At 62.4% G+C, this 24,525-nt stretch carries 25 protein-coding genes; 15 read left to right on the top strand and 10 right to left on the bottom strand.

Annotated elements, in window-relative coordinates; all coding sequences use genetic code 11:
• Positions 1-102 precede the first annotated feature (102 nt).
• The 4 genes from C0V73_RS01850 to C0V73_RS01835 all read left to right on the top strand — a co-directional run bounded on the left by C0V73_RS01850 (position 103) and on the right by C0V73_RS01835 (position 5,829).
• Positions 103-1,401 (top strand): adenylosuccinate synthase, encoded by a 1,299-nt coding sequence (locus tag C0V73_RS01850; protein WP_054148329.1) that lies wholly within the window; start codon positions 103-105, stop codon positions 1,399-1,401.
• A 61-nt stretch (positions 1,402-1,462) separates the two neighbouring features.
• On the top strand, positions 1,463-3,973 hold the full coding sequence (locus C0V73_RS01845) for a hypothetical protein (protein ID WP_102018287.1): 2,511 nt from the start codon (positions 1,463-1,465) through the stop codon (positions 3,971-3,973).
• Positions 3,974-4,105: 132 nt separating this feature from the next.
• Positions 4,106-5,050 (top strand): ABC transporter ATP-binding protein, encoded by a 945-nt coding sequence (locus C0V73_RS01840; RefSeq protein WP_102018286.1) that lies wholly within the window; start codon positions 4,106-4,108, stop codon positions 5,048-5,050.
• The gene (locus C0V73_RS01835) at positions 5,047-5,829 is read left to right on the top strand and encodes an ABC transporter permease (RefSeq protein WP_172449964.1); all 783 of its coding nucleotides are present in this window, start codon (positions 5,047-5,049) and stop codon (positions 5,827-5,829) included. Before C0V73_RS01840 ends, C0V73_RS01835 begins: the two co-directional genes overlap by 4 nt.
• A gap of 77 nt (positions 5,830-5,906) precedes the next feature.
• Here C0V73_RS01835 and rpoH read toward each other — a convergent pair whose 3' ends face one another.
• Positions 5,907-6,809, bottom strand: coding sequence for an RNA polymerase sigma factor RpoH (gene rpoH / locus C0V73_RS01830; protein WP_102018284.1), 903 nt, complete (start codon positions 6,807-6,809; stop codon positions 5,907-5,909).
• Positions 6,810-7,070: 261 nt separating this feature from the next.
• Between rpoH and C0V73_RS01825 the strand changes: the two genes are divergently transcribed.
• Positions 7,071-7,955, top strand: a complete 885-nt coding sequence (locus tag C0V73_RS01825) for a DMT family transporter (RefSeq protein WP_102018283.1) — start codon at positions 7,071-7,073, stop codon at positions 7,953-7,955.
• Positions 7,956-7,973: 18 nt separating this feature from the next.
• Here C0V73_RS01825 and C0V73_RS01820 read toward each other — a convergent pair whose 3' ends face one another.
• The gene (locus tag C0V73_RS01820) at positions 7,974-9,002 is read right to left on the bottom strand and encodes an RluA family pseudouridine synthase (protein WP_102018896.1); all 1,029 of its coding nucleotides are present in this window, start codon (positions 9,000-9,002) and stop codon (positions 7,974-7,976) included.
• A gap of 171 nt (positions 9,003-9,173) precedes the next feature.
• Here C0V73_RS01820 and C0V73_RS01815 point away from each other — a divergent pair, with 171 nt between their 5' ends.
• Both C0V73_RS01815 and C0V73_RS01810 read left to right on the top strand, forming a co-directional pair.
• Complete coding sequence (locus C0V73_RS01815; RefSeq protein ID WP_102018282.1) at positions 9,174-9,569, top strand: hypothetical protein; 396 nt, start codon at positions 9,174-9,176, stop codon at positions 9,567-9,569.
• Positions 9,556-10,410: an RNA methyltransferase gene (locus tag C0V73_RS01810; RefSeq protein WP_102018281.1), complete on the top strand. Its 855-nt coding sequence runs from the start codon at positions 9,556-9,558 to the stop codon at positions 10,408-10,410. Before C0V73_RS01815 ends, C0V73_RS01810 begins: the two co-directional genes overlap by 14 nt.
• Before the next feature lie 49 nt (positions 10,411-10,459).
• On the opposite strand, the gene C0V73_RS01805 is transcribed toward C0V73_RS01810, so the two are convergent.
• On the bottom strand, positions 10,460-11,596 hold the full coding sequence (locus tag C0V73_RS01805) for a hypothetical protein (RefSeq protein ID WP_245407851.1): 1,137 nt from the start codon (positions 11,594-11,596) through the stop codon (positions 10,460-10,462).
• A 193-nt stretch (positions 11,597-11,789) separates the two neighbouring features.
• Complete coding sequence (locus C0V73_RS01800; protein WP_245407875.1) at positions 11,790-12,320, bottom strand: EipA family protein; 531 nt, start codon at positions 12,318-12,320, stop codon at positions 11,790-11,792.
• A gap of 247 nt (positions 12,321-12,567) precedes the next feature.
• Between C0V73_RS01800 and C0V73_RS01795 the strand changes: the two genes are divergently transcribed.
• Positions 12,568-13,212 (top strand): histidine phosphotransferase family protein, encoded by a 645-nt coding sequence (locus C0V73_RS01795; protein ID WP_102018279.1) that lies wholly within the window; start codon positions 12,568-12,570, stop codon positions 13,210-13,212.
• Positions 13,213-13,326: 114 nt separating this feature from the next.
• A complete protein-coding gene (locus C0V73_RS01790; RefSeq protein ID WP_102018278.1) occupies positions 13,327-13,689 on the top strand; it encodes a response regulator in 363 nt (120 codons plus the stop codon).
• A 159-nt stretch (positions 13,690-13,848) separates the two neighbouring features.
• Here the strand turns inward: C0V73_RS01790 and ctrA are convergent, their stop codons facing one another.
• The gene (ctrA, locus tag C0V73_RS01785) at positions 13,849-14,550 is read right to left on the bottom strand and encodes a cell cycle two-component system response regulator CtrA (RefSeq protein WP_054148338.1); all 702 of its coding nucleotides are present in this window, start codon (positions 14,548-14,550) and stop codon (positions 13,849-13,851) included.
• Positions 14,551-14,984: 434 nt separating this feature from the next.
• Here ctrA and C0V73_RS01780 point away from each other — a divergent pair, with 434 nt between their 5' ends.
• Positions 14,985-15,335, top strand: a complete 351-nt coding sequence (locus tag C0V73_RS01780) for a flagellar export protein FliJ (protein ID WP_102018277.1) — start codon at positions 14,985-14,987, stop codon at positions 15,333-15,335.
• Between the two features lie 90 nt (positions 15,336-15,425).
• Here C0V73_RS01780 and C0V73_RS01775 read toward each other — a convergent pair whose 3' ends face one another.
• Positions 15,426-15,713: a GNAT family N-acetyltransferase gene (locus tag C0V73_RS01775; RefSeq protein ID WP_102018276.1), complete on the bottom strand. Its 288-nt coding sequence runs from the start codon at positions 15,711-15,713 to the stop codon at positions 15,426-15,428.
• 81 nt (positions 15,714-15,794) lie between these two features.
• Between C0V73_RS01775 and C0V73_RS01770 the strand changes: the two genes are divergently transcribed.
• Entirely contained in the window at positions 15,795-16,286 is a 492-nt protein-coding gene (locus C0V73_RS01770; protein ID WP_102018275.1) for a paraquat-inducible protein A, read from the top strand.
• An 80-nt stretch (positions 16,287-16,366) separates the two neighbouring features.
• Here the strand turns inward: C0V73_RS01770 and C0V73_RS01765 are convergent, their stop codons facing one another.
• Entirely contained in the window at positions 16,367-16,642 is a 276-nt protein-coding gene (locus C0V73_RS01765; protein ID WP_007606379.1) for a DUF1153 domain-containing protein, read from the bottom strand.
• Positions 16,643-16,737: 95 nt separating this feature from the next.
• Complete coding sequence (locus C0V73_RS23010) at positions 16,738-16,917, bottom strand: hypothetical protein (RefSeq protein ID WP_172449962.1); 180 nt, start codon at positions 16,915-16,917, stop codon at positions 16,738-16,740.
• Positions 16,918-17,045: 128 nt separating this feature from the next.
• Here C0V73_RS23010 and C0V73_RS01760 point away from each other — a divergent pair, with 128 nt between their 5' ends.
• Positions 17,046-17,786 carry a LuxR family transcriptional regulator gene (locus tag C0V73_RS01760; RefSeq protein WP_102018274.1) on the top strand — a complete coding sequence of 247 codons (741 nt, stop codon included), beginning with the start codon at positions 17,046-17,048 and terminating at the stop codon, positions 17,784-17,786.
• 65 nt (positions 17,787-17,851) lie between these two features.
• Here C0V73_RS01760 and C0V73_RS01755 read toward each other — a convergent pair whose 3' ends face one another.
• Together C0V73_RS01755 and cysQ are read right to left on the bottom strand one after the other, a co-directional pair.
• Positions 17,852-18,877, bottom strand: coding sequence for a DUF2793 domain-containing protein (locus C0V73_RS01755; RefSeq protein WP_102018273.1), 1,026 nt, complete (start codon positions 18,875-18,877; stop codon positions 17,852-17,854).
• Between the two features lie 125 nt (positions 18,878-19,002).
• Positions 19,003-19,827, bottom strand: a complete 825-nt coding sequence (gene cysQ / locus C0V73_RS01750; RefSeq protein ID WP_172449960.1) for a 3'(2'),5'-bisphosphate nucleotidase CysQ — start codon at positions 19,825-19,827, stop codon at positions 19,003-19,005.
• 199 nt (positions 19,828-20,026) lie between these two features.
• Between cysQ and C0V73_RS01745 the strand changes: the two genes are divergently transcribed.
• Genes C0V73_RS01745 through C0V73_RS01735 form a run of 3 tightly spaced genes read left to right on the top strand, consistent with a single transcriptional unit; the run spans position 20,027 to position 24,525 of the window.
• Positions 20,027-21,280 carry a sarcosine oxidase subunit beta family protein gene (locus C0V73_RS01745; protein ID WP_102018272.1) on the top strand — a complete coding sequence of 418 codons (1,254 nt, stop codon included), beginning with the start codon at positions 20,027-20,029 and terminating at the stop codon, positions 21,278-21,280.
• Positions 21,281-21,289: 9 nt separating this feature from the next.
• The gene (locus C0V73_RS01740; RefSeq protein WP_102018271.1) at positions 21,290-21,571 is read left to right on the top strand and encodes a sarcosine oxidase subunit delta; all 282 of its coding nucleotides are present in this window, start codon (positions 21,290-21,292) and stop codon (positions 21,569-21,571) included.
• Positions 21,568-24,525 carry a sarcosine oxidase subunit alpha family protein gene (locus tag C0V73_RS01735; protein WP_102018270.1) on the top strand — a complete coding sequence of 986 codons (2,958 nt, stop codon included), beginning with the start codon at positions 21,568-21,570 and terminating at the stop codon, positions 24,523-24,525. Before C0V73_RS01740 ends, C0V73_RS01735 begins: the two co-directional genes overlap by 4 nt.

The raw sequence follows: 24,525 nt of genomic DNA, 5'->3' as shown, positions 1-24,525 counted from the left end.
CCAAATCGCCCGTCAAGACGGGTCGATTTCCCAAAAACAACACAGTATAGATGCGCGGGTTTGGGTAGGGCGCAGACGCTGCGCGATATACAGGATTATGTGATGACGAATGTCGTGGTGATTGGTTCGCAATGGGGTGACGAGGGCAAGGGCAAGATTGTCGACTGGCTCTCCGAACGTGCGGACATCGTGGTTCGCTTCCAGGGCGGACACAATGCCGGCCATACGCTCGTCATCGACGGCGTTTCCTACAAGCTCTCGCTTCTGCCTTCGGGCGTTGTGCGTCCCGGCAAGAAGGCTGTCATCGGCAATGGCGTCGTCGTCGATCCGCATGCGTTGATTGCTGAAATCGGCCGGCTGAAGGATCAGGGCGTTGAAGTGACGCCGGACAATCTGCGTATCGCCGAGAACGCCACGCTGATTCTCTCCCTGCACCGTGAACTGGACGGCATGCGCGAAGACGCAGCCTCCAACAGCGGCACCAAGATCGGCACGACTCGCCGCGGCATCGGCCCGGCCTATGAGGACAAGGTCGGTCGTCGCGCGATCCGCGTGATGGACCTGGCCGATCTCGACGCGCTGGAAGGCAAGGTCGAGCGAATCCTCACCCACCACAACGCGCTGCGTCGCGGTTTCGGCGTTGCCGAAATCGAGCACAAGACGATCATGGAAGAGCTGACCTCGATCGCCGATCGCGTGTTGCCCTTCATGGATTCGGTCTGGGTTCTGCTCGACAAGGAGCGCCGCAAGGGCTCGCGCATCCTGTTCGAAGGCGCGCAGGGCTCGCTGCTCGACATCGACCACGGCACCTATCCCTTCGTCACCTCGTCGAACACGGTAGCCGGTCAGGCCGCTGCCGGTTCCGGCATGGGCCCGGGTTCGCTCGGTTATATCCTTGGGATCACCAAGGCCTACACGACCCGCGTCGGCGAAGGCCCGTTCCCGACCGAGCTGCATGACGAAATCGGCCAGTTCCTCGGCGAGAAGGGCCATGAGTTCGGCACGGTCACGGGCCGCAAGCGCCGTTGTGGCTGGTTTGACGCCGCCCTTGTGCGCCAGTCGGTGGCAACCAATGGAATCACCGGCATTGCTTTGACCAAACTCGACGTTCTCGACGGTCTGGAAGAGCTGAAGATCTGCGTCGGCTACAAGCTCGACGGCCAGGAAATCGATTATCTGCCGGCGGCTCAGGCTGCCCAGGCGCGAGTCGAGCCTGTTTACATCACGCTCGAAGGCTGGAAGGAGTCGACTGTCGGCGCCCGTAAATGGGCGGATTTGCCGGCTCAGGCGATCAAGTATGTCCGCCAGGTGGAAGAACTGATCGGTGCGCCGGTCGCCCTCTTGTCGACAAGTCCCGAACGCGACGACACAATACTTGTGACGGACCCCTTCGAGGACTAATCTCGGAATTTAATAAATTTCTGCCGGCCCTCAGCGGGCCGGCGCCTTAGAGAAAGTGCTGATGGCTGACTTTATCGCAGTGATTCGACGGGCCGTTGACGGGCTCTCGAACAATACCCCGGAGATGCGTGCGCGGGTCTATGAAAAGGCTCGCGCCGCTGTCGTTCGGCAGCTCGAGAACATGTCACCGCGCCCGCCCGAGCACATGCTTCAGCGCCAGCTGGACAAGCTCGATCAGGCTATCCTGGAGGTCGAGGCAGAGCATGCGGAAGCCTTGGCGCCGCTCGACGATGCGCCGCCGGTCGCCATGCCGACTGCAGTTGCTGCGACCACTGTAGCTGCTGCTGCCGCCGCACCCGCATGGGCCGAGCCCGCGCCGGAGCCCGAAGCACCTGTAGAGGCCGCTCCTCACGACGAAGTCCAGGCTGCCGAGATGGATTCGGTCGAGGCCGCACCTGCCGTAACAGGGGACGACTGGGCCGATGCGCATATGTCGGAGCCTGCCGCGCCTGCGCCTGAGGCTGAGACGATCGACGCGTATCAGGAGGAGCCTGCGTCCGAGGCTCCCTACGCTGCCGAACAGGTAGATGAGGTCGACGCAGCACCGCAGGAAGATCTTGAGCCGATCGTGCCGGCCGCATCGGAGGAGACCTCCTGGCGGACCGAGCCGACCTTCGGCCATGACGCTCCTGAAGCTGATTTCGCCCGTATCTACGAAACGCGGACCGAGCCGGAGATGGCTGAGCCCCCGCAGGTCGAGCCTGAGATCGTCGAGGAGCCGACCCCGCAGTCCGCGGATGCGTTTGAACCGGGCGTCGAACATGCGACATTCAGCAATGCGCCGACGGCCGAGGAAAACTGGTCCCGGGCCGAAGAGCCCGAGCCTGCTCAGCCTGCATGGGATATCGCGCCCGCAGTTGAAGTCGCGCCGATGGTTTTCGAGCCTGAAGCCGTCGAGGAGCCGAAGGTCGAGGCCCATCTTGAACCGGAAGCACCGGCGCTCGGCATCCGGGTCGATTCGGTCGAAGACTGGCTGCAAAGCCGTGCGCTCGATCCGGCACCCAGCATTCCCCAGGCAAGCTGGGACATGCCGGTCGCCACGGAAACTGCCGCGAACCGCGTGCCGGAACTGCCGGAAATCGAACCGGGCCCGACTGCCATTTCCTATACGCCGACGGACGAGTTCCCGGCCTATGAAGAACCGGTTCATGTCGAAGCCAGCCGCGACTATGTCGCGCCGCAGGGCCTTGAGTTGCCACCCGCAGATCCGGTGGTGCTTGGCGCACTTGCGGCCACTCCGGCTGCCGCATCAGTCGATGCCGACGACTTCAGCCAGTGGTTCCAGGAGCATGCGGACGGGACGCCGGCACGCGATGCCGAAGCTGGATCTGCCGCAGGCGCGTCAATCCCTTCGACCGAATGGGACGACCACATCAACAGCTTTGCGCCGAGTGCCAAGGGCGCACAGGTCGACCTGGCCAACCAGGCCGACGGCATGGAAGCCCTGGTTGGCGGCTACGGCCAGCAGCCGGCCTATCGTCTTGAGCCTAAGAAGCGTCGCAATTTCGCGCCGTTGATCGTCGGCGCTCTGGTCCTCGTCGTGCTCGCCGGTGGTGGGTATCTGGCCTGGAGCATGCGGGATGATATCGGCAGCATGGTCGCCAATCTGACCGGCGAAGTCGCGCCTGCCGAAGAAGCGACTGCCCCGCCGGCTACGACGCCTGCCGATCCGCAGCCGTCGACCGAGGCACCGGCAGCCGAAACGGCGGCCGCTCCTGCCGCTGCCAATGGCGAGGCCGAACAGAAGTTTACCCAGCGGCTGCGCGCCGATGGCACGGAGATCGATGAAGGTGCGGGTTCCGCCCCGATCACCGGTGCACCCGCCGAAGGACGCTCGGTCTCGGCCCAGACGGTTGCCTCGACGGTTGAACCCACTGATGCTCCGGCGGCTGCCAGCGGCACTGCTACAACACAGACGCCGGGTACTGCTGCCAATACGGCGCCGGTTGCCGGTGGCGAGAAGCTCTTCCTCTATGAAGAGCGCATCGGCCAGGCGACGCCGGTTGCCGTCCCCGGTTCGATCAGCTGGAGTGCCGTGCGCGAGAACGGTGCTGATGGCCGGCCTGACCCGCAAATCCAGGGACGCATCAACGTGCCGGAGCGTGGCATCTCCGCGCTGCTGACGATCAAGCGCAACACCGACAACTCGCTGCCGGCGAGCCACATCATCGAAGTGGTCTTCTCCGTGCCCGCTGATTTCGAAGGCGGTGCCATCGAGAACCTTCAGCGGATCGCCATGAAGCGCACCGAGCAGGACCGTGGCGACCCGCTCGTGGCCGTCACGGCCAAGGTGACGGACGACACCTACCTCGTGGCGCTCAACGACTTCGAGGATGTTGTGAAGCGCAACATGGAGCTTCTCTCGACCCGCGGCTGGATCGACATTCCCGTCACCTATCGCAACGGTCGTCGCGCTCTGATCACGTTGGACAAGGGCACGACGGGCGGAAACGTCTTCGAGCAGGTGCTGCGCGAATGGGCGGCTCTGACGCCCGCCGCACCGGCGAACTGAGGCTCGTTCCTATCGCTTTTCCAAGGATCCGTCGGGTATCTCCCGGCGGATTTTTCTTTTCGAGTTGAGGGGTGTGCGTCGGCAGTATCATCCGCCGGCGACCCATGCAGGATCAAGGGCAGGGAAGACGTCATGTCAGCGCAGGCGCAGCGAGTTTCGACCATCCCCTCTGCCGGTCCGGGCGGGGATTCGGCCATTGCCTTTCTCTCCGTCAGCAAGGGGTTCGGTCGCGGCAGCGTGGCCGTCCAGGCGCTCGATGGCTTGAGCCTCTCCATCCCCCGAGGCGTGGTCTACGGCCTGCTCGGGCCGAACGGGGCGGGCAAGAGCACGCTTCTGCGCATTCTTGCCGGATTGTTACGCCCCGATCGCGGCGAGATCAGGATCTTCGGCGAGGCTGCAGGCCCGGCCCAGCGTAGCCGGCTCGGCATGCTGATCGAATCGCCGAGCTTCTATCCCTTTCTGACGGCCCGCGAGCATCTGCAGATGCTGGCGCGCGCTACCGGCACCCTGGCGCTGGTGGAGCCTGTCCTGCAGCGTATCGGGCTTGAGAAGGCGGCGGACAAGGCCGTGTCGGGCTTCTCGCTCGGCATGAAGCAACGGCTCGGTATCGGCTGTGCGCTGATCGGGCAGCCGGAGGCGCTCGTCCTCGACGAACCGACCAATGGCCTCGATCCCGACGGCATTCTGGAAATGCGTGCCCTCATCCACGATCTGGCGCATCGCGATGGCCTGACGGTGCTTCTGTCCAGTCATCTGCTGGACGAGGTGGAAAGGGTCTGCGACCGGGTGGCGATCCTCCAGCGGGGGAGGCTGGTGGCTGAAGGGGCAGTTGCCGATCTGCTCGATCGTGACGGACGCTTCTGGCTGAAGGTGGACGCGCCGGACGCGCTTGTTTCTCGTCTCGGAGATGCGGCCGAGGAAGCGGATGGTGGCGTCTATGTGCGGGTCGAGCGGACGGAGGTGCCCAACCTCATCCTGTCGCTCGCCAATGCAGGCGTTCGCATTCACGAAGCCAAATGGATCAAGCCGGATCTCGAAACCGTCTTCCTGTCGGAGACGCGGGAGGTACGCTCATGAGGCCGCTTCTCTCTGCCGAAATGCTCAAGCTCGTCCGTCAACCGGGCATACTGTTCTGGGGTTTCATGGCCGTCCCGCTGGCAGCACTTCTGGTCAAGCTAGTCATCGCGGGCTTCGTCTATCTGCGTCTAGGGCGGCAGTCCGGTGATGTCGATGTTTTCCTGTCGGCGGCCAAGAGCCTCAGTCTCTCGGGGAATTCGCTGGGGCACCTGCTGTTCGCGCTCGGGATCGCTACCGTCTTCTTTCTTGAATATCGCTATGCGACCTGGAGGCTGCTGGTGCCGAGGCACGCGCGCGTGCAGCTCTTCGCCGCCAAGCTGCTCGTGTGCCTGGCGTGGCTCGCACTGGCCCTGCTGCTGGCCGCGGTCGGGGACATACTGCTCAGTGTGCTGTTTGGTGTTTTGCAGGGGCAAGGTCTCGACCTCTCCGCATCCTCGCTGATTACGCTGGTAGCGGCGTTCGGCATCGCATTCCTTGAACTCGCGGTGCTGGCGGCGCTCGCTGGTCTGCTCGTCGTTGCCTTCCGGTCGATGATCGCAGCCGTCATCCCGGCCTTTCTGCTGGCGATCGGTTCGACACTGCTGCAGCTCTATCTGGGAGCGGATGCGGACAGGCTGCCCTTGCCGAGTTATGCGGCCCAGGCGCTGCGGGACTGGTTGCTGGCGGGAGGGGCGCCGATTGCGGCGTTGGTCGGTGTTGCCGTGCTTCTCGGCTGGTTCTGCGTCCTGACCGGACTTGGACTTGCGGTCTTCTCGCGGCAGCAACTGGCAGCCGAATAACGCGCGGCACGACCTCAAAGGAAAAGCCGCCCGGTTGCCCGGACGGCTTGAACAATTGTCACCAGGGTCGACGGCCCTTAAGCCTCGACTACCCGCAGTGCCTTGGCCCGTTCGAGCGCGTCCTTCTGGACGGCCTCCTGGACCTTTTCAAAGGCGCGAACCTCGATCTGGCGCACGCGTTCGCGGCTGATGTCGAATTCGGCGGACAGCTCTTCGAGTGTCACCGGATCTTCTGCCAGACGGCGGGCCTCGAAGATGCGCTGCTCGCGTTCGTTCAGCACGCTCATGGCGCGCTTCAGCATGCTGCGGCGGGTCTCAAGCTCGTCCTGCTCGATCAGCACGGCTTCCTGGCTCTCGTGGTCGTCGACCAGCCAATCCTGCCACTGACCGCTTTCGCCTTCGGAGGCGCGCAGCGGTGCGTTGAGCGAGGCGTCGCCGGAGAGGCGACGGTTCATGGAGATAACCTCTTCCTCGGACACCTTGAGCTTGGTTGCGATCTCGGTGACCTGGTCGGGCTTCAAGTCGCCTTCTTCTATCGCCTGGATCTTGCCCTTGAGGCGACGCAGGTTGAAGAACAGGCGCTTCTGATTGGCGGTCGTGCCCATCTTGACCAGCGACCAGGAGCGCAGGATGTATTCCTGGATCGAGGCCTTGATCCACCACATGGCATAAGTCGCCAGGCGGAAGCCGCGCTCGGGATCGAATTTCTTCACGGCCTGCATCAGGCCGACATTGCCTTCCGAGACGACTTCGCCGATCGGCAGGCCATAGCCACGATAACCCATGGCAATCTTCGCCACGAGGCGCAAATGGCTGGTTACGAGACGGTGTGCGGCGTCGCGGTCACCATGCTCGGCGTAACGCTTCGCGAGCATGTATTCTTCCTGCGGCTCCAGCATCGGGAACTTGCGGATTTCGTCGAGATAGCGATTGAGGCCGGCTTCGCCGGCTGTGATCGATGGCAAACTACTGCGGGCCATAAAGCACCCCCTTTTTCCTACTGGGCTCCCAAAGCAACGGCGAACCCGATCTCCGTGGATCTCACTTCCCCACGGAAATCCATATGACAGATAAGTATGGCAAAACGGCGATACAAGCCTTGTGTTCCCTCACGAGGCCGTGACGGAGTGTTCGCGATTCAATGACACCACTCGGGCGTCAGGCCTTGTCGGCTGCTGACGATATGGTGTCAGTTGCGGAATGTTATAAGGGTCTATCGTCTGCTCTTCGAAAGTTCTCCCATGTCCCTGTCTGCCTATTCGCGCGGGCTCGTTGCTGTCAGTGCCGCCACCGTGGCGTTGTCCACGGCAGGGCTCATGACCCGGCTGGTGTCGATCGATGGGCCCACGCTTCTTTTCCTGCGCGGTACGATCGCCGGGGTCTTCCTGCTTGCCGTGCTGGCGGTTACCGCACGACGCCGGATCATCGCCGATTTCGTCCGCCTCGGGTGGCCGGGCCTTCTGATATGCGCGACATCGGCTGCCTGCGCCGTCCTGTTCATTGGCGCGCTCTACACAACGTCCGTCGCGCATGTGGCGATCATCTTTGCAACATGCCCGTTTCTCGCAGCCGGCCTTGGTTTCCTGCTGCTTGGCGAACGTCCGGGCAGAGTGGCGCTGATTGCCAGCGGTGTGGCGATGGCTGGCGTGGCGGTGATGATCGGCAGTGGCGAGGAAGGCACGCTGTTCGGTGATCTGCTGGCCTTTGCCATGACCGCCATGGTCGCACTCTGGACCGTGCTTGTGCGCCGTTATCCGGACAAGCCGGCGCTGCCCTGCACCGTTGTGTCCTGCTTCCTGAGCGCGACCGTGGCACTGCCCTTCGCGACGCCGTTGGCCACCTCGTCGCACGATCTCCTGGTCGTTCTCGGTTTCGGGGTGCTGGCCTTCTCGCTGGGCTTTCTGCTGCTGACCATTGGTGCCCGAGACGTTCCGCCCGTGGAATCGGCACTCATCGGAGCGCTGGATGCGCCGCTTGCACCGTTCTGGGTGTGGCTGTTCCTCGGCGACGTGCCGGCATTGACGACGTTGATCGGCGGCATAGTCGTGCTTGCGGCCGTCGTCGGCCACGTCCTGCTGGCGCGCAATGCGCCAGTGGTCGTGGCCGTGCCGTCCATCGACCGTTAGCGCCTGATAGAGGTTTCGTTACATCACCTTCAGCGCATCGATGACCTTCTGAAGATCCGCCGGGATGGGAGCCTCGAAACGCATGGTCTTGCCCGTGGTCGGATGTTCGAACGCCAAGAGATAGGCATGGAGCGCCTGGCGGTGGAACTTGTTCACCGCCCGCTTGGCGTCCTCGGGCAGGAGGTTCGACTTGGTCTTGAAGGCGGCGCCATATTCCTGGTCGCCGATCAGCGGATTGCCGATATGGGCCATGTGGACGCGGATCTGATGGGTGCGACCCGTCTCCAGGCGGCACTCGACCAACGAGGCAAGGCAGGTGGCGTCGGGCTTTTCGCCGTAGCGCTCCAGCACGGTGTAATGCGTGATCGCCTCGCGGGCGTCGTCGGTGTCTTCGCGCTTGACCGTGCGCTTGGTGCGGTCGGCGCCGGAGCGGCCCAGCGCCGCATCGATCGTGCCGGCAAGCGCGCGCGGGCGGCCCCAGACCACGGCTCGGTAGGCGCGCTCCAGCGGGCCGGTGCGGCCATGGTCGGAGAACTGGTCGGAGAGATGGCGGTGGGCGATATCGTTCTTGGCGACAACCATCACGCCCGACGTATCCTTGTCGAGGCGATGCACGATGCCGGGGCGCTTGACGCCGCCGATGCCCGAAAGGCTGTCGCCGCAGTGATAGATCAGCGCATTGACCAGCGTGCCGTTCCAGTTGCCGGCCCCGGGATGGACCACGAGGCCCGGAGGCTTGGCAATCACGATCAGGTCAGAATCCTCATAGAGAACCTCCAGCGGGATATCCTCGCCCTTCGGCTGCGGATCTTCGGGCGCCGGCAGGTCAATGACTACGGTGTCGCCCGGCTTGATCTTGCGGTTGGGGGAATCCAGCGGCGCGCCGTTCAGCTGCACCGCGCCCTGTTCGATCAGCGCCTTGACGCGATTGCGCGAGAACTCGGCCCCGAGTGCTGCCGTCAGCCAGGCGTCGATGCGGCCTGAGGCATCGTCCTCGGCAATCAGCTCTTTCCTTGATGCGGCGGCTTCGTTAAAGGGGTCGGTCATCATGTCATCCCGTCTTACGGCGGCCGATGCTGCGGCCTTTGTCGCTGCCATTTGGCACAGACCGGGGGCTTCGACAATCGACAGCCGGTTCGCCCGGCGATTTTCTCCGGTTCGTTCGCCCCGGGGAAAGCGTCGGGATCAGGGCGAACACGATGGGAAACGGCAGCAGCGATGGCGCATATCGACGACGAGAACCAGGAAGACAAGCCGCTCGATCCGGTCATGGAAGGCGTTCGCCGTAAGATGGTCAAGCTGCAGCTGATCTCCGGCGGCATCATGGCGGTGCTCTTCCTCGCCGTGCTGGTGTCGATCTTCTACAAGCTGACCCGCGATGAGGGTGGCGCCGAACCTGTGGCTGCAACGTCGTCGTCGACCTTCGCCGTTCCGTCCGACCAGCCGCTCAGCCTGACCGCCAATCTGCCGGCCGGCTTCCGTGTCGCCCAAACCTCGCTCTCGGGCAGCCAGATGCTGATCTACGGCGAAACGGCTGCGGGTGAACGCAAAGCCTTCGTCTTCGATCTCGCGCTCGGCCGCATCATCGCCGACGTGACGCTTGCCGGCGATTGAGGACGGCGTGGGGCCGGATCGCTTCATCGAGATTACCGATCCCGGCGATTTGAGGATCGCCGAGTTCACGGCGATCCGCGAGCGCGACCTGACGGGTCGCCAGGGCAAGTTCATTGCCGAAGGCACGGTTGTGTTGTCGATGCTCGCCAAGGCGCATGGCGGGTCCGGCCCAGTGCGGGCGGAAAAGCTCCTGCTCCTGAAGAACCGCGTGGCGGGGCTTTCCGATCTGATCGGGCAGTTTCCGGATGATCTGCCCATCTACGTCGCGGAGGCCTCTGTGCTGGATGCGATTGCCGGCTTTCATCTGCATCGCGGGGTGCTTGCGCTTGGTAGCCGTGCTGCGCCGCCTGATCTCGGGCACCTGATCGCCGAGTTGCCGGAAAGCGCGCTCGTGCTGGTCGGCTGTGGCATTTCCAATCACGACAATATCGGCGCGCTGTTTCGCAATGCGGCTGGCTTCACGGCCGATGCCGTCCTGCTCGACGAGACGTGCTGCGACCCGCTCTATCGCAAGGCACTGCGCGTCTCCGTCGGTGCGGTGCTGGCTGTACCCTATGCGCGTCAGGGCAGCGCAGAGGAGGTTCTCGGCACTCTCGCGGAGGCTGGTTTCGAGATCTGGGCGCTGTCGCCTTCGGGCACTGTCGAGATCGGCGCCATCGCTCCCGGGCGGCGCGTGGCTCTGGTCATGGGCACGGAAGGCGAGGGACTGCCGGCGACGATCCTCGATCGCTTCCGGTCTGCGCGCATCGCGCAAGCGCCGGGGCTGGATAGTCTCAATGTCGGCACCGCAAGCGGGATCGCGCTCTACGCCATCGCGCGCGCCATGGGGCGGCTTGGCTGACGCACTGCGCTACACGCAGTTTCAAATTCTCGGAAGATGATGGGTGGCCTTACTCGGCAGGCGTTGCCATGCCGGAGGCGCGGCCGATCGACGGGTCCATGGCGAGAACCCGGTCGACAAGGCTCTTCTGCTTGTCGCCGCCCTTCGGCTGCGCGCCGATCAGGTCGGTGATGACAGACCGCTCGTCCTCGCGGGCTGCGGTCAAGACGATCATCTTGGCGGCAATGTCGCCTAGTTCCTCGCGCAGCGCATCGTCTTCGGTCGATGCCTTGGCTTTGAGCAAGCGTTCGGTTAGGACCGTCTGGCTGCGACGGATGTCGTTTTCGAGGACGACCGGATCGGCAGCGAGGTTGGAATTCGCGATCTCGTCTTCGACCATGGACGGCTCTTTCGTGTCGGGCAGGGCGATACCGGCTTCCCGCAGCGCGCGTTGCGCATTGCGCAGCTGGGCATTGGAGGTCTTCAACTTGGCACGCAGATCGGTCAGTTCCCGCGTGCGGCGTTCAACGAGCGAGCTTGCATCGGCCCGCTCGGCGGCGTCGCGGGCGAGGATATCCTCAAGTCGCAGAACCTTGTGCTCTTCCTGAGCCAGGCGCAGCTCGGCGTCCTTGGCGCGCTTGGCGAGCAGCTTGGTCTCACGGCGCAGTTCTTCGCGCTCGTCACGCATGCCCTGGATGCGGGTCTTCAGCGTGTCGATCTCGGTGTCGCGGCTCATCGCCTCGATGCGCATCGTATCCATGTCACTGATGAGGCGGGCAATCCGATGGGCGCGTTCCTCGAGTTCGACATCCTTGGCGGCTGCGGCGATCTCGACGCGCTTCAGCGTTTCGCGGATGGAACCCATCTCCACATCGCCGCGGCGCAGCCTGGAGCGAAGATCAGCGGCTTCCGTGCTCATCTCTTCGATCTGAACCTTGAGGTCCTTGCTGTCGGACAGAAGTCTGGCGGCGTCCGCACTCAGCGTCTCATTCTGCAGCTTGAGGCCGATCGACTTCTCCCGTTCGCGGGTGAGCTCGTGCTGGGTCCTGGCATTTTCCGCGGCATAGAGGGCGCGCACCATGTCCTTCTGGGCGCGGATCTCCTGCGGGCTCAGCGGCATGGTCGCCTTCAGCCGATTCTCCGTGTAGAGCACGACGCGTTGATGGATTGCCGGGGCGACAAGCATCACCAGCAGCGCCGCCGCCATAAATCCCATTCCGAAAATCAGGGCATATTCAATCACGGTCGCGCCACGGAACTCTTGAAGATTAGCAGTTAGTTAAGCATGGCCGCCGTCAGGCGGCAAGCGGAACGACGGACCCGGCCGGTACCTTCCACGAATAAGCCTAACGACAGACCAGATCGAGCTTGCGTGAGCCTGAGCCACGCAACCTGTGGGCTCAGAAGGGGTTCCAGGTGGGCGCGCGGGTCAGCTTGAGATAGCCAACGTTCACGCCGAGACGTGCACCGAGGCCGGTGCGAATCGGCACCAGAATCACATCGCGGCTTTTGAGGACCGTCATGCCGACGCCAGCGACGATATAGGCCGAGCCGCTGACGCCGCCGTAGCGGGCATAGAGCGTGTCGACATCAGGCAGGTCATAGACGAGCATCATCGCGCGCGTGCCGTTGCCACCGTAATCGATGCCGAGGGATGGGCCCTGCCAGAACACGTCGTGCTGGCCGACATTCTTGGTGTAGAGCGTGCCTTCGCCATAGGTGAGGCCGGCGATCAGGGCGCCGGAGCCTTCCTGGCCCAGGATGTAGCCGTTCGGCAGGCCATACTGTTCGAAGGCCTGTTCAATCACCTTTGCCAGGGCGCCGCTCGTTTCGCCGAAGAAGCCGTGACCGGCATCGACCACTTCCTGGATCGTGTATTCTCCGGCAGCCGCGGCTGGCCGTTCGCTGATCGCAATGCCGATGATAGCCATGGTGGCCAGGAACAGCGATCGCAGAACCGGCAGGGAGCGAATGGACGAGGGAATCATGGTGCCTCCTGAATGCGAAGCCGACGGATTCGGCGTCTTCCTTGGGGGTAATTAAACCTAGCGGGCATCGTCTTAATAATCGGTTTACCAAATATGGTGTCATTATGGCCGAACGGCATCCGACCAAGTCGCGGCCTGCGGACGCGTGTCCGCCTGTTGCGCTCAGGGTCCACATCTTCTGGAGACGACCATGGCGAAGAACCCCAACCTCACGCTTGCAGGTCCCGACCTCGCGGCGCTGCTTTGCAGCCGCGTCTGCCACGACGTCATCTCGCCGGTCGGCGCGATCAACAACGGCCTCGAACTGCTCGACGAGGGCGGTGCCGACGCCGATGCGATGGATCTGATCCGCACCAGCGCGCTGAATGCCTCGGTTCGTCTGAAGTTTGCCCGTCTTGCCTTCGGGGCTTCCGGCTCTGTCGGCGCCTCGATCGACACCGGTGAGGCCGAGAAGGCTGCCAAGGATTTCGCTCAGGCCGAGAAGAAGACCGAGGTGACCTGGAGCGGCCCGCGCGCCATCATCGCCAAGAACCGCGTCAAGCTGCTGCTCAACCTCTTCCTCGTCGCCTATGGCGCCATCCCGCGTGGCGGCTCGCTCGATATCTCGCTCGAGAACCCGGAGACGGACGCCAAGTTCAAGATCGTCGCCAAGGGCCGCATGCTGCGCGTGCCGCCGAAGTATCAGGAAATCCTGTCCGGCCACCTGGAAGAGGCGGTCGATGCCCATACCATCCAGCCCTATTACACGGTGCTGCTCGCGGATGAATGCGGCATGGAACTGAAATGTGTGCCGAGCGAAGGCGAGATCGCTTTCACCGCAGAACTGACCGCGTGAACTGTCCCAATCCGGGACTATGGGCTGTTACAACCGGTAACCTTTCCTTAGGTCAGGCCCGGTATCATGGCGGTTAAAATTGTATTCCCCGGTTTGAGGGGAGGGGAGTTGACCATGAAGCGCTTGATGATCGCAGACGGCTCGGACATCGTTCGCAAGGTCGGCAAGAAGATCCTGTCGGAGCTTGGCTACCAGGTGACGGAAGCTGGTTCCGGGCGTGAGGGTCTGACGCGTTGCGAACGGGAGCTTCCCGATGTCATGATTGTGGATGCCGGCATGGACGACGCGCTCGATCTGATTTCCAACGTACGCGCACTTCCCGACGGCAAGGCCGTAAAGATCTACTATTGCGTCGTCGAGGCCGAGCTGAAGGTGATGATGGCCGGCAAGCGTGCGGGTGCCAACGACTTCCTGCTCAAGCCCTTCGATCGCGAAATCCTGACCAAGACGTTCGGCGACAAGGCGATCGCTGCCTGATCTGCCAGGAACTGAAGCCAATATCAAAAAGGCGGTGCCATCGGTGCCGCCTTTTTTCGTGGCCGCAATCCGGGACGCCCGCGTGGGGCGGGTAAAGTCTAGAACGCAAAAGGCCCGCGTCATGAACGCGGGCCTCCGGCAAGGGGATTGGGAAAAGGCTTATGCCGTTTCCATGTATTCAGCGCCATCCGGCTCGCGCAGCACGTAGCCGCGGCCCCAGACGGTTTCGATGTAGTTTGCGCCACCGGCGGCATTTGCGAGCTTCTTGCGCAGCTTGCAGATGAAGACGTCGATGATCTTCAGTTCTGGCTCGTCCATGCCACCATAGAGATGGTTCAGGAACATTTCCTTGGTCAGTGTCGTACCCTTGCGGAGCGAGAGAAGCTCCAGCATCTGGTATTCCTTGCCCGTCAGGTGAACGCGCTGGCCACCGACTTCGACCGTCTTGGCATCCAGGTTCACGATCAGCTCGCCCGTGATGATGATTGACTGGGCGTGGCCCTTGGAACGGCGGACGATCGCATGGATGCGGGCAACCAGCTCGTCCTTGTGGAACGGCTTGGTCATGTAGTCGTCGGCGCCGAAGCCGAGGCCCCGCACCTTGTCTTCAATGCCTGCCATGCCGGACAGGATCAAGATCGGCGTCTTCACCTTGGACAGGCGAAGGGTACGCAGCACCTCGTAACCGGACATGTCGGGCAGGTTCAGGTCGAGCAGAATGATGTCGTAGTCGTAGAGCTTACCGAGGTCGACACCTTCTTCGCCGAGATCGGTGGTGTAGACGTTGAAGCTCTCGGACTTGAGCATCAGTTCGATGCTCTGCGCCGTCGCGCTATCGTCTTCAATGAGTAGAACCCGCATATTTATCCCCTTTACCGCCGCCGAAAGGTCAAGATGGCCCCCTACGCGATACGGATCCAGTCGTTGCCTGATTTGAAGGCTGCCACCAATTGGTTAACAAATTCTGATTCCCTCTGGCAAGGTGTATCGAATTTATTAAGCAAAGATTTCAGCCTCCTGATTCTTCATGTGTTTCGGTCATCGCCACACCTGAATCTGCGCCTCAGGAAAACCCTGTAACCGATTCATTTGACTCATCATTGTCGGGAGCTCTTTTCGGGCTCTGGCATTTACTGACCCTTAAGTGATCGGCCTTATCATTAACGATGCCCGTAAACGAAAGGTTACCAAAGGTAGCTTTTTGTTAACGCCGCGGACTTTTTTTGGACGAATCGGTGGCGGGCGTGTTGAGTAGCAAGTGTGGCGGGGGATCTCGCATCACGGGAGTATTGCGTATGAAGTCGCGTGAGAGCCTGGTACGCCTGAAGGGTTTTCAGGTTACCGAAAAGCGTCGGCAATTGCAGCAGTTGCAGTCGATGATGTCCGAGTTCGAACGGATGGCGAAGGAGCTCGAAGCTCAGATCGGCATCGAGGAAAAGAAGTCGGGTATCTCTGATCCCAATCATTTCGCCTATCCCACCTTCGCCAAGGCAGCTCGCCAGCGCGCGGATAATCTTCAGGTCTCCATTCGGGAACTGAAGGTCCAGCAGGAAGCAGCAGAACTGGCGTTGGAAGAGGCAGAAGCGGAATACCAGAAGGCGGCGGCTCTCGAAGAGCGCGATGGCCAGATGCGTGTCCGGGCCTGAATAACGCTATTCAGTCTGGTTGAGATTTCGAAAAGGAAGGCGGTCGCGGGTTACTCTCGCGTCCGCCTTTGTTCGTTTATAGCCTAGGGATCACCCCTGTCGAACGTCATTCCAGTCCGGGTGGCGGTCCATCTGCGCCTTCATGAAGGGACAGAGCGGGATGATCTTCCAGCCGCCCTTGCGCGCCTCTGCGACCGCATGCTCGGCAAGCGTCTGACCGGCGCCGGTTCCGCGCATCTCGCCCGGCACCTCGGTATGATCGATGATGATCAGAGTGGGGGAGGCGCGGGAGAAGGTCATGAGCGCGGGTTCTGCTATGCCATCGACGCGGCCCATATAGCGTCCGCCGGACCCTGCTTCCTCACTGGTGATGTGCATCCTGGCCTCCTGTTGCCGTCGTTTCGTGCTTCTGCTTAACATCGGCGCTTGCGAACCGGCAACGATAGAGCCGGACACGCAGTGTTCGATATCGCAAGGGGAACCTCGTTGCTGGTCTGGTTGAAGGCGCTTCTCCTTGTCGGTGCCCCGGCATTTTTCGCCCTTGGGGTGACGCTTCCGCTCATGCGGTTCGAGAGCTTTTACGTTTTTTCCACCGATGCCTCCCTGGCCGAGGTCATTGTGTCTCTGTGGACGGGCGGGGATGCGGCGCTTGCCGTGCTCGTCGGCCTGGTTTCCATCGTCTTTCCGCTCGCCAAGCTTCTGCTTGTCGCTGCCGAACAGGTGGCAGAGGATAGCCTTCAGCAGACCGGGTTTCTCGATCGTCTGGTGCCGGTGCTATCGAAGTGGTCGATGATGGATGTGCTGCTTGTTGCCATCGTCATCTTTGCGACGAAAACGAGCGGGCTGGCGCAGGCGTTTACCCAGCCGGGACTCTGGTTTTATGCGGGATCGAGCTTGGCGGTAGTTGCCTTGAGTGCTCTTGGCCGAAGGGCTGTGCCCCAGAAAGCATGAAACCGGCAGGCTGGGCCGTGCCGGTTCAGGATGGGTCTTGTCAAAAAACTTAGTGTGCCGGCGAACCGGCACCAAAGGTACTAATGGCGATACTGCTGGATTCGGGTGGTGCGCAGGCCCGGCAGGCCATGGTCGCTGATCGAAGACTGCCAGGAGAGGAACTCCTCGACCGTCAGCGTGTAACGTTCACAGGCCTCTTCCAGGCTCAACAGGCCGCCACGCACTGCCGCGACAACCTCAGCCTTGCGGCGGATCACCCAGCGGCGTGTATTGGCCGGCGGAAGATCGGCAATCGTCAGGGGGCTGCCATCGGGGCCGATGACATATTTCACTCGTGGGCGGATCATTTCGGTCATTGGACTCTCTATACAAACTCAAGACCACACACCCGCATACTAGGACCGATGCTTTAAAATTTGCCTAAGCCCATTGTAAGCATTTGATAATAATTTTAGCGACGAAGCCGCGCCGGGATTCGCCCTTTTTGCTGCAACTTGAGTAAACTTGCGGCAATTGCATAGGAGTTATGCGAACGGCGCGACTGGTGCGCGTCGCGCATCTGTGGCATTGGGCGCTCATCAATATCCATGCCGAGGACGATCCGTCGTCCAGAAGGGCAGATGTCGCGCAAGTCGGCTCTCTTTTTGAGCCGCAAGATCGGCGACAGGCCCAGCTGATACCCGTTCCTTCATGGAACGACTCAATGTCCATAAATATTCAGATCCCGATCGGACGGAATGTTCGGTCGAAAGGAGTTGTATGTTCAGGCCAACCGATGTGACGCACAGTCACAATCTTGGTGACGGCGCTGCCGTTTTTCAGAGCGAAGCGCTCTCCACGGGGTCGTGGGGGCGTGACCTCTTTTCGCTGGGTCGTGCTCACGGGTTTCGGCACTGTCTTCTTGCCAGGTTTCCGAAGGCTGACAGCCCGGAATTTGCGGCCAATCTGATCGTCTGCACCTGGCCAGACGAGCTGCGATTGGCTTATGAGGCAGCCGAAGTCTACGCCGGAAGCCAGCTCGTTGCGCGCATCAAGCAGTCGATCCTGCCGATCTACACAGAGGACAACCTCTTTCTCGGCACGCCAGGCTCGGAAGCGCGGCAGCCTGTGGCGCCGGTGTTCCAGCAGTTCGAGCTTGGCGCTCTCCTGGTCTACAGCCTGCATGACCGGAACCAGACCCAGTATGTTTTGGTGCTTTCCGGACGTGCCAGCGCGCCCGACCGCAGAGAGATTGCAGAACTGCAGTTGAGCTTGATGGAGCTGCTCGATGCCGGCGTCGAGGCGCTCGTTCCACGGCTCGGCCCGAAGGAAAAGCTTTCCGCGCGCGAAATCGAATGTCTGCGCTGGTCGGCGGCGGGCAAGAGCAGCGACGAGATCGCAATCATTCTCGACATTTCTAGCCATACCGTCGTCAGCTACCTCAAGAGCGCCATGCGCAAGCTCGAAGCGGTCAACCGGATGCAGGCGGTGGCCCGTGCCTGTCGTTACAGGCTGCTCTGAGAGCGGATCTCTGTATTTGACAAAAGGCGCCACACGAGCTGTGGCGCCTTTTATCGTTTATGGTCTCAAAGCAAGGTCAGGCTGAGCTCTGTCTTCCCGTAGCCGAAGTCATACTGGATCGTGCCGAGGTGGCGCAGCGCCAGGGTGTCGCCTGCGTCGAGCCAGACCAGAGCCACCGTGCTTGATACTCCAGCGCCGCCGATATGGCTTGCAACATCGATCGAGCCATTGCGGCTGACATGGACGGTGTGAGTGCCGGTGCTGTTGGCGTCTACGGTCAGCGACAGAACATAGAGACCAGACGCGGATACCACGAGGGGACGCCCATTGCCGGAGGCAAGCGGAGAGCCGAGCGCCACATCGCCGCCCGAGAGATGCAGGACATCGAAGCCGGTGAAGCTGCCGGCAGCCGGGGTGAGTGTTGCTGTATTGAGCGAGGCGCGGGCGTGAGGGCGCTGGTCGTGGCGGACATAACCCTCCGGCGTGATGCTGACGGCCTGACGCCAGCCGGTCACGTCGCCGTTCACCTTGAGCGAGAAGCGGTCTTCCCCCGCAAGCCCCATTTCGGCACGCCCCTGCCAGTTCGACTGGAAGATCAGGCTCGCGGTCTCAGCCGTGCCTGATTTGTTGATCGTCAGCCGGTGGCTGTCGCCGGCATGGTTGAAGAGGCTGGCAGGCGAGGAGAGGGAGAGCCGGTTATAGCTGTCCGGCATGGCGGCGATGCCCAGCCGCTCGAACTGAGCCCCAGAGGGGAGGGGCAGCTCGATCCAGTCGGTGCCGTCGAAGAGTTTCAGTCTCTCTTCATCCAGGAAGACGGCGGTCCAGCCCGCACGCGGTGTGATGAAAACCCAGATGCCATCCTGGAAAAGGGCCAGTGTGCCTTCGTGGCCGCTCCAGGCACCAGTCCCGGGAGTGATGACCGAATGGATCTGGCCGTCGAGGGGATCTGTCGGCGGACTTGAGAGGCCGCTGGTGATGACGAGCTGCACGAGCGCGTCGAGGCGCAGCAGCGCTTCATTGTGGGTCACATGCTTCTGCGCCTGTGCAGGCATGATGAAGGGCAAAGCGAGCTTGGTGGTCGTATCGGGCATGGTCTCTCCTTCTCGTTTGGCTGCCAGGTGCAGCGCGGGTTCGAAGGGAGAAGTCTCGGACATGCCTGAAGGCGGGGGATGAAAATCGCAGGCCCCCGTTGAATTTGCTCCCTCTTTCTTGGAAGTCATCCCCGCTCTTGCGGGCGTCCTGTTGCGATGAAGGCCGGATTCTCGAAGGGGCGCAGGCCCATCAGGCGCTTGCCATAGGTGAGCGGTGCGCCGTCCTCGGTCGCCACCATGCCGCCTGCAGCCCGCAACACGGCATCACCGGCTGCCGTATCCCATTCCATGGTGGGGCTGAAGCGGGGATAGATGTCGGCCACGCCTTCGGCGACGAGGCAGAACTTGAGCGAAGAGCCGACCGCCTTGCGCTCCAGGATCTCTGCCTTCTTGATATAGGCGTCGGTCGCATCGCAATTGTGGGAGCGGGAGACGAGTGCCGAGGGCGAGGCGTGCTTTTGCCTCACCGCAATGGGATAGCGGGCGGAGACGCGGTCCTCATCGTCTATCACCAGTTTCTCGGCCTTGCCGTCACCGCCGAGATAGAGCGTGGAGAGCGCGGGCGCATGGACCACGCCGAGGGTGGGGGTGCCGTTTTCGATCAGCGCGATGTTGACCGTGAAGTCGTCATGGCCGCCGATGAATTCACGGGTGCCGTCGAGCGGATCGACCAGGATGAAGCGCCCGCCGCTGACATCGGGGATACGGCCGGCGGCGACTTCTTCCTCTGCGACCACGGGCACATCAGGCAAATCGCGGGCGAGCGCTTCGAGGATCAGCCATTCGGCGGCCTCGTCGGCTTCCGTCACCGGTGACTTGTCACCCTTGATGCGCACCTTTGCGCCGGCGCGGTAGATGTCGAGAATGACGCGGCCAGCGGCAATCGCGCTTTCCTCGAACAGTCTCAGAATGTCTGTCGTCTGATGCACCTGAACCGGGCTCCCGATCATGTCACACTCCGGTTTACTGCCATGGCCCGCCGTTTGGAAGTGCGCCTTGCCGCAGCATGGGAATGCCGGCTGATGTTTCTGTGCTGCACTGCGATCAAACCTGTGTTGCATGTCTCAAACAGCATAGATTTTGTCCTGATCGCGCTTGCTCTTTGTGACGCCTATGCGAATGTGACGCGACATTTGCAGAGGTTGTTCGATGCGTTATTCCGCCCTTTCGATCTTCCGCCAGGCGCTTTCCGGCAACCGGAACTGGGCGCCGATGTGGCGTGAGCCGCAGCCGAAACCGCATTACGACGTTGTTATCGTCGGGGGCGGCGGGCATGGTCTTTCCACTGCCTATTACCTCGCCAAGGAATTCGGCATCACCAATGTCGCCGTGATTGAGAAGGGCTATCTCGGCGGTGGCAACGTCGGGCGCAACACCACGATCATCCGCTCGAATTACATGCTGGAGGGCAACGAGCCCTTCTACGAGCTGTCGATGAAGCTGTGGGAAGGCCTCGAGCAGGACTTCAACTACAATGCCATGGTTTCGCAGCGTGGCATCGTCAATCTCTTCCACACCGACGGCCAGCGCGATGCCTATGCACGGCGTGGCAATGCGATGATGATGCATGGGGTGGCTGCCGAACTGCTCGACCGCGAGCAGGTGCGCACGATGATGCCCTATCTCAACTTCGACCACGCGCGCTTCCCGATCCTCGGTGGCCTCTTGCAGAAGCGCGGCGGCACGGCCCGCCATGATGCGGTTGCCTGGGGTTATGGGCGCGGTGCGGACGAGCGCGGCGTCGATCTCATCCAGCATTGCGAAGTGACCGGCATCCGCCGCGACGAACTCGGCCAGGTGACCGGCGTCGAAACGACCAAGGGCTTCATCGGCTGCAACAAGCTGGCGCTGGCGACCGCCGGCCACACCTCCGTCACCGGCAAGATGGCGGGGCTTGATCTGCCGATCGAGACGCATGTGCTGCAGGCCTTTGTGTCGGAAGGCATCAAGCCCGTGATCGACAATGTCATCACCTATGGCGCGGGGCACTTCTATATCTCGCAGTCCGACAAGGGTGGCTTGGTCTTCGGTGCCGACATCGACTACTATTCGTCCTATGCCCAGCGGGGCAATCTCGCGACAGTCGAGCATACGATCGAGGAGGGCGTGTCGCTGATCCCCGGTCTCTCGCGCGTCCGGGTGCTGCGGTCCTGGGGTGGCGCCATGGACATGTCGATGGACGGCTCGCCGATCATCGACCGCACCCCGATCGACAATCTCTACCTGAACTGCGGCTGGTGTTACGGCGGCTTTAAGGCGACGCCGGCGTCCGGCTTCTGTTTTGCCCATCTGATCGCCAAGAACGAGGCCCATCCCGTGGCTCGCCTCTTGCGCCTTGATCGCTTCGAACGCGGCTTCGCCGTCGACGAAGGCGGCAAGGGTCCCCAACCGAACCTGCATTGAGACATCGCCATGGCAAGCCTGATCACCTGTCCGCATTGCGGCGTTCGCCCCAAGGAAGAGTTCAGCATTCGCGGTGATGCCAGCCCGGTCCGCCCGGCCGCCGGCGCGCCTGACGATGCGTGGTATCGTTACGTTTTCATCCGCGACAATCCGAAGGGCCGGATTACCGAGCACTGGCACCATTCGGCTGGCTGCCGTCGCTGGCTGGTCGTCGAGCGCGACAATGCCGCGAGCCACGAGGTCTATAGCGTGACGGATGCCAGCGATTACGCGAAGGAGGCCGCACGATGAGTGGCTTCAGGCTGTCTTCCGGCGGGCTCGTCAACCGCGCGCGCACCATCTCCTTCTCGTTCGATGGCGAGACCTATACGGGCTATGAAGGCGATACGCTGGCGTCTGCGCTGATCGCCAACGACCAACTGCTGGTCGGGCGCTCGTTCAAATATCACCGCCCGCGCGGTATCGTTACGGCAGGTGCGGCCGAGCCGAATGCGCTTGTCACGATCGGCAGCGAAGGCCGCACCGAGCCGAATACGCGCGCCACCGTCGCCGAGCTCTATCAGGGGCTTCAAGCCAATAGCCAGAACCGCTGGCCGTCGCTGAAATACGATATCGGCGCGGTCAACAGCTTGTTGTCGCCGTTCCTCTCGGCCGGCTTCTACTACAAGACTTTCATGTGGCCGAAGGCCTTCTGGGAAAAGCTCTATGAGCCGATCATCCGGAAAGCCGCCGGCCTCGGCAAGACACCGTTCATCGCCGATCCCGATCGCTACGAAAAGGCCTGGGCGCATTGTGACCTGCTGGTCATCGGCTCTGGCCCTGCCGGCCTGATGGCGGCGCGGGCTGCGGCGCGCGCCGGGCTCCGCGTCATTCTGGCGGATGAAGGTTTCCGGCTTGGCGGATCGCTGCTGTCCGAGCGCGTCACCGTTGGCGGTGTGTCGGCAGCCGAGTATGCCGCCTCCGTCGTCGAGGAGCTGAAGAGCCTTTCCAATGTCACGCTGATGCCGCGCACCACCGTGTTCGGCTGGTATGACGACAATGTCTTCGGTGCCGTCGAAAAGGTGCAGAAGCATGTCGCGCAGCCGTCGGGCGAGCTGCCGGTCGAACGCGTCTGGCGCATCGTCGCAAGGCGGGCGATCCTAGCTTCGGGTGCGGAAGAGCGGCCGCTGGTGTTCGGCGGCAATGACAAGCCGGGTGTGATGACCTCAGGCGCTGTCAGGACCTATGTCAATCGCTACGGTGTGGCCGCCGGCCAGAACGTCGCGATTTTCACCAATGGCGGTGCGGGTTATCGCACGGCGGCCGATCTGGTCGCTGCCGGGGTTGGCGTTGCGGCCATCATCGACGGGCGGACACAGTCTTCGGATGTTGCTCCATCAGGCGTGCGGGTCATTCGTGGCGGCTCCGTCATCGACACCAAGGGGTATTTCCGGATCAAGGGGCTGATCGCCGAACGCGTCGGCCACCAGGAGGAGATTGCCTGCGATGCGCTGGCGATGAGCGGCGGCTATAGCCCGATCGTGCATCTCGCCTGCCAGCGCGGCGCCAAGCCATATTGGTCGGAGGAGTATCAGGCTTTCCTGGCGCCCGATGTGGGGCAGGGGCTGCGGATTGCCGGCTCTGCTGCCGGTCATGCCGCGCTTGCTGCTGTTCTGCGTGACGGCGCCGACAAGGCGCATGAGGCGATCGGCGATCTCGGTCGGCTCGTCGGCACGGTCGACGTGCCGGAAGTCGAAGGTGAATTCGACGCGAGCTTTGCGCCGCTTTGGTATGTGCCGGGCGCCAAGTCCAAGGCCTTTGTCGACTTCCAGAACGACGTGCATGTGAAGGACCTGAGCCTTGCCCAGCGCGAGGCCATGGGCCATGTCGAGCATACCAAGCGCTACACGACCGGCGGCATGGCAACCGACCAGGGCAAGCTCGGCAATGTCGCCACCATCGGCATTATGGCCGGCATGCGCGGCGTGTCGCCCGCCGAAATCGGCACGACGACCTTCCGACCGTTCTACACGCCCGTCTCCTTCGGGGCGATGGCGGGCACTTCGCGGGGCGAACATTCTCGGCCCGTGCGCACCTCGCCGCTGCATGGCTGGGCGAAGAAGAACGGTGCGGTCTTCGTCGAATCCGGCCTCTGGTATCGCTCCTCCTGGTTCCCGCGCGATGGCGAGAAGACCTGGCGCGAAGCGGTCGACCGGGAAGTGCTGAACGTCAGGGCCAATGCCGGTCTCTGCGATGTCTCGACGCTCGGCAAGATCGAGATTTTTGGCAAGGATGCCGCGGAATTCCTCAACCGGGTCTATTCCAACGCCTTCCTCAAGCTTCCTGTCGGCAAGGCGCGTTATGGCTTGATGCTGCGCGAAGACGGGATGATCTACGATGACGGCACGACGAGCCGGCTGTCGGACGAGCATTTCTTCATGACCACCACGACGGCCTATGCCGGCGAGGTGATGACGCATCTGGAATTCTGCTCCCAGGTTCTCTGGCCGGATCTCGATGTGCGCTTCGTCTCCTCCAGCGATCAGTGGGCGCAGATGTCGGTCGCGGGACCCAAGGCGCGGATCATCCTCGAGCAGATCATCGAAGACGATATCTCCGACGAGGCCTTCCCCTTCCTGTCGGCGCGCGAAGTGCTGCTCAAGGGTGGCTTGAAGGCGCGGCTCTTCCGCATTTCCTTCTCCGGCGAACTCGCCTTCGAAGTCGCAGTGCCCGCCAACTATGGCGAAGCGGTCGCCGATGCGATCATGGCGGCCGGCAAGCCGCATGGCATCTGCGCTTACGGCGTCGAGGCGCTCAACGTGCTGCGCATCGAAAAGGGCTTCATCACCCATAGCGAAATCGACGGCCGCACGACGCCCGACGATGTGGGCCTCGGCAAAATGTTCTCGACCCAGAAGCCCGACTTCATCGGCAAGCGGCTGTCGAGTCGCTTCGGCCTGACCGCTGCCGACCGTCCGCAGCTTGTCGGCCTAAAGCCTGTCGACCGCGACAAGAGTTTCGCTGCCGGTGCGCATCTTCTGAAGGAAAACATCAAGCCGTCGACGCTGAACGACCAGGGCTGGGTGTCCTCTGTCTGCCACTCGCCGACGCTCGGGCATATGATCGGGCTTGCCTTCCTCAAATCCGGCCGCGAGCGGCTGGGCGAGAAGATCGTCGTCTGGGACGGCTTGCGCGGTTCGGAAGTGCTGGCGGAAGTCGTCAGCCCCGTCTTCTACGACCCCGACAACAAGAAACTGAACCTGTGA

The sequence above is a fragment of the Rhizobium sp. TH135 genome, from assembly GCF_002855515.1.
In the GTDB taxonomy this organism is placed as follows: domain Bacteria; phylum Pseudomonadota; class Alphaproteobacteria; order Rhizobiales; family Rhizobiaceae; genus Allorhizobium.
Note: the sequence above shows the minus strand (reverse complement) of the source record. Positions and strands in the feature narration are given on the sequence as shown.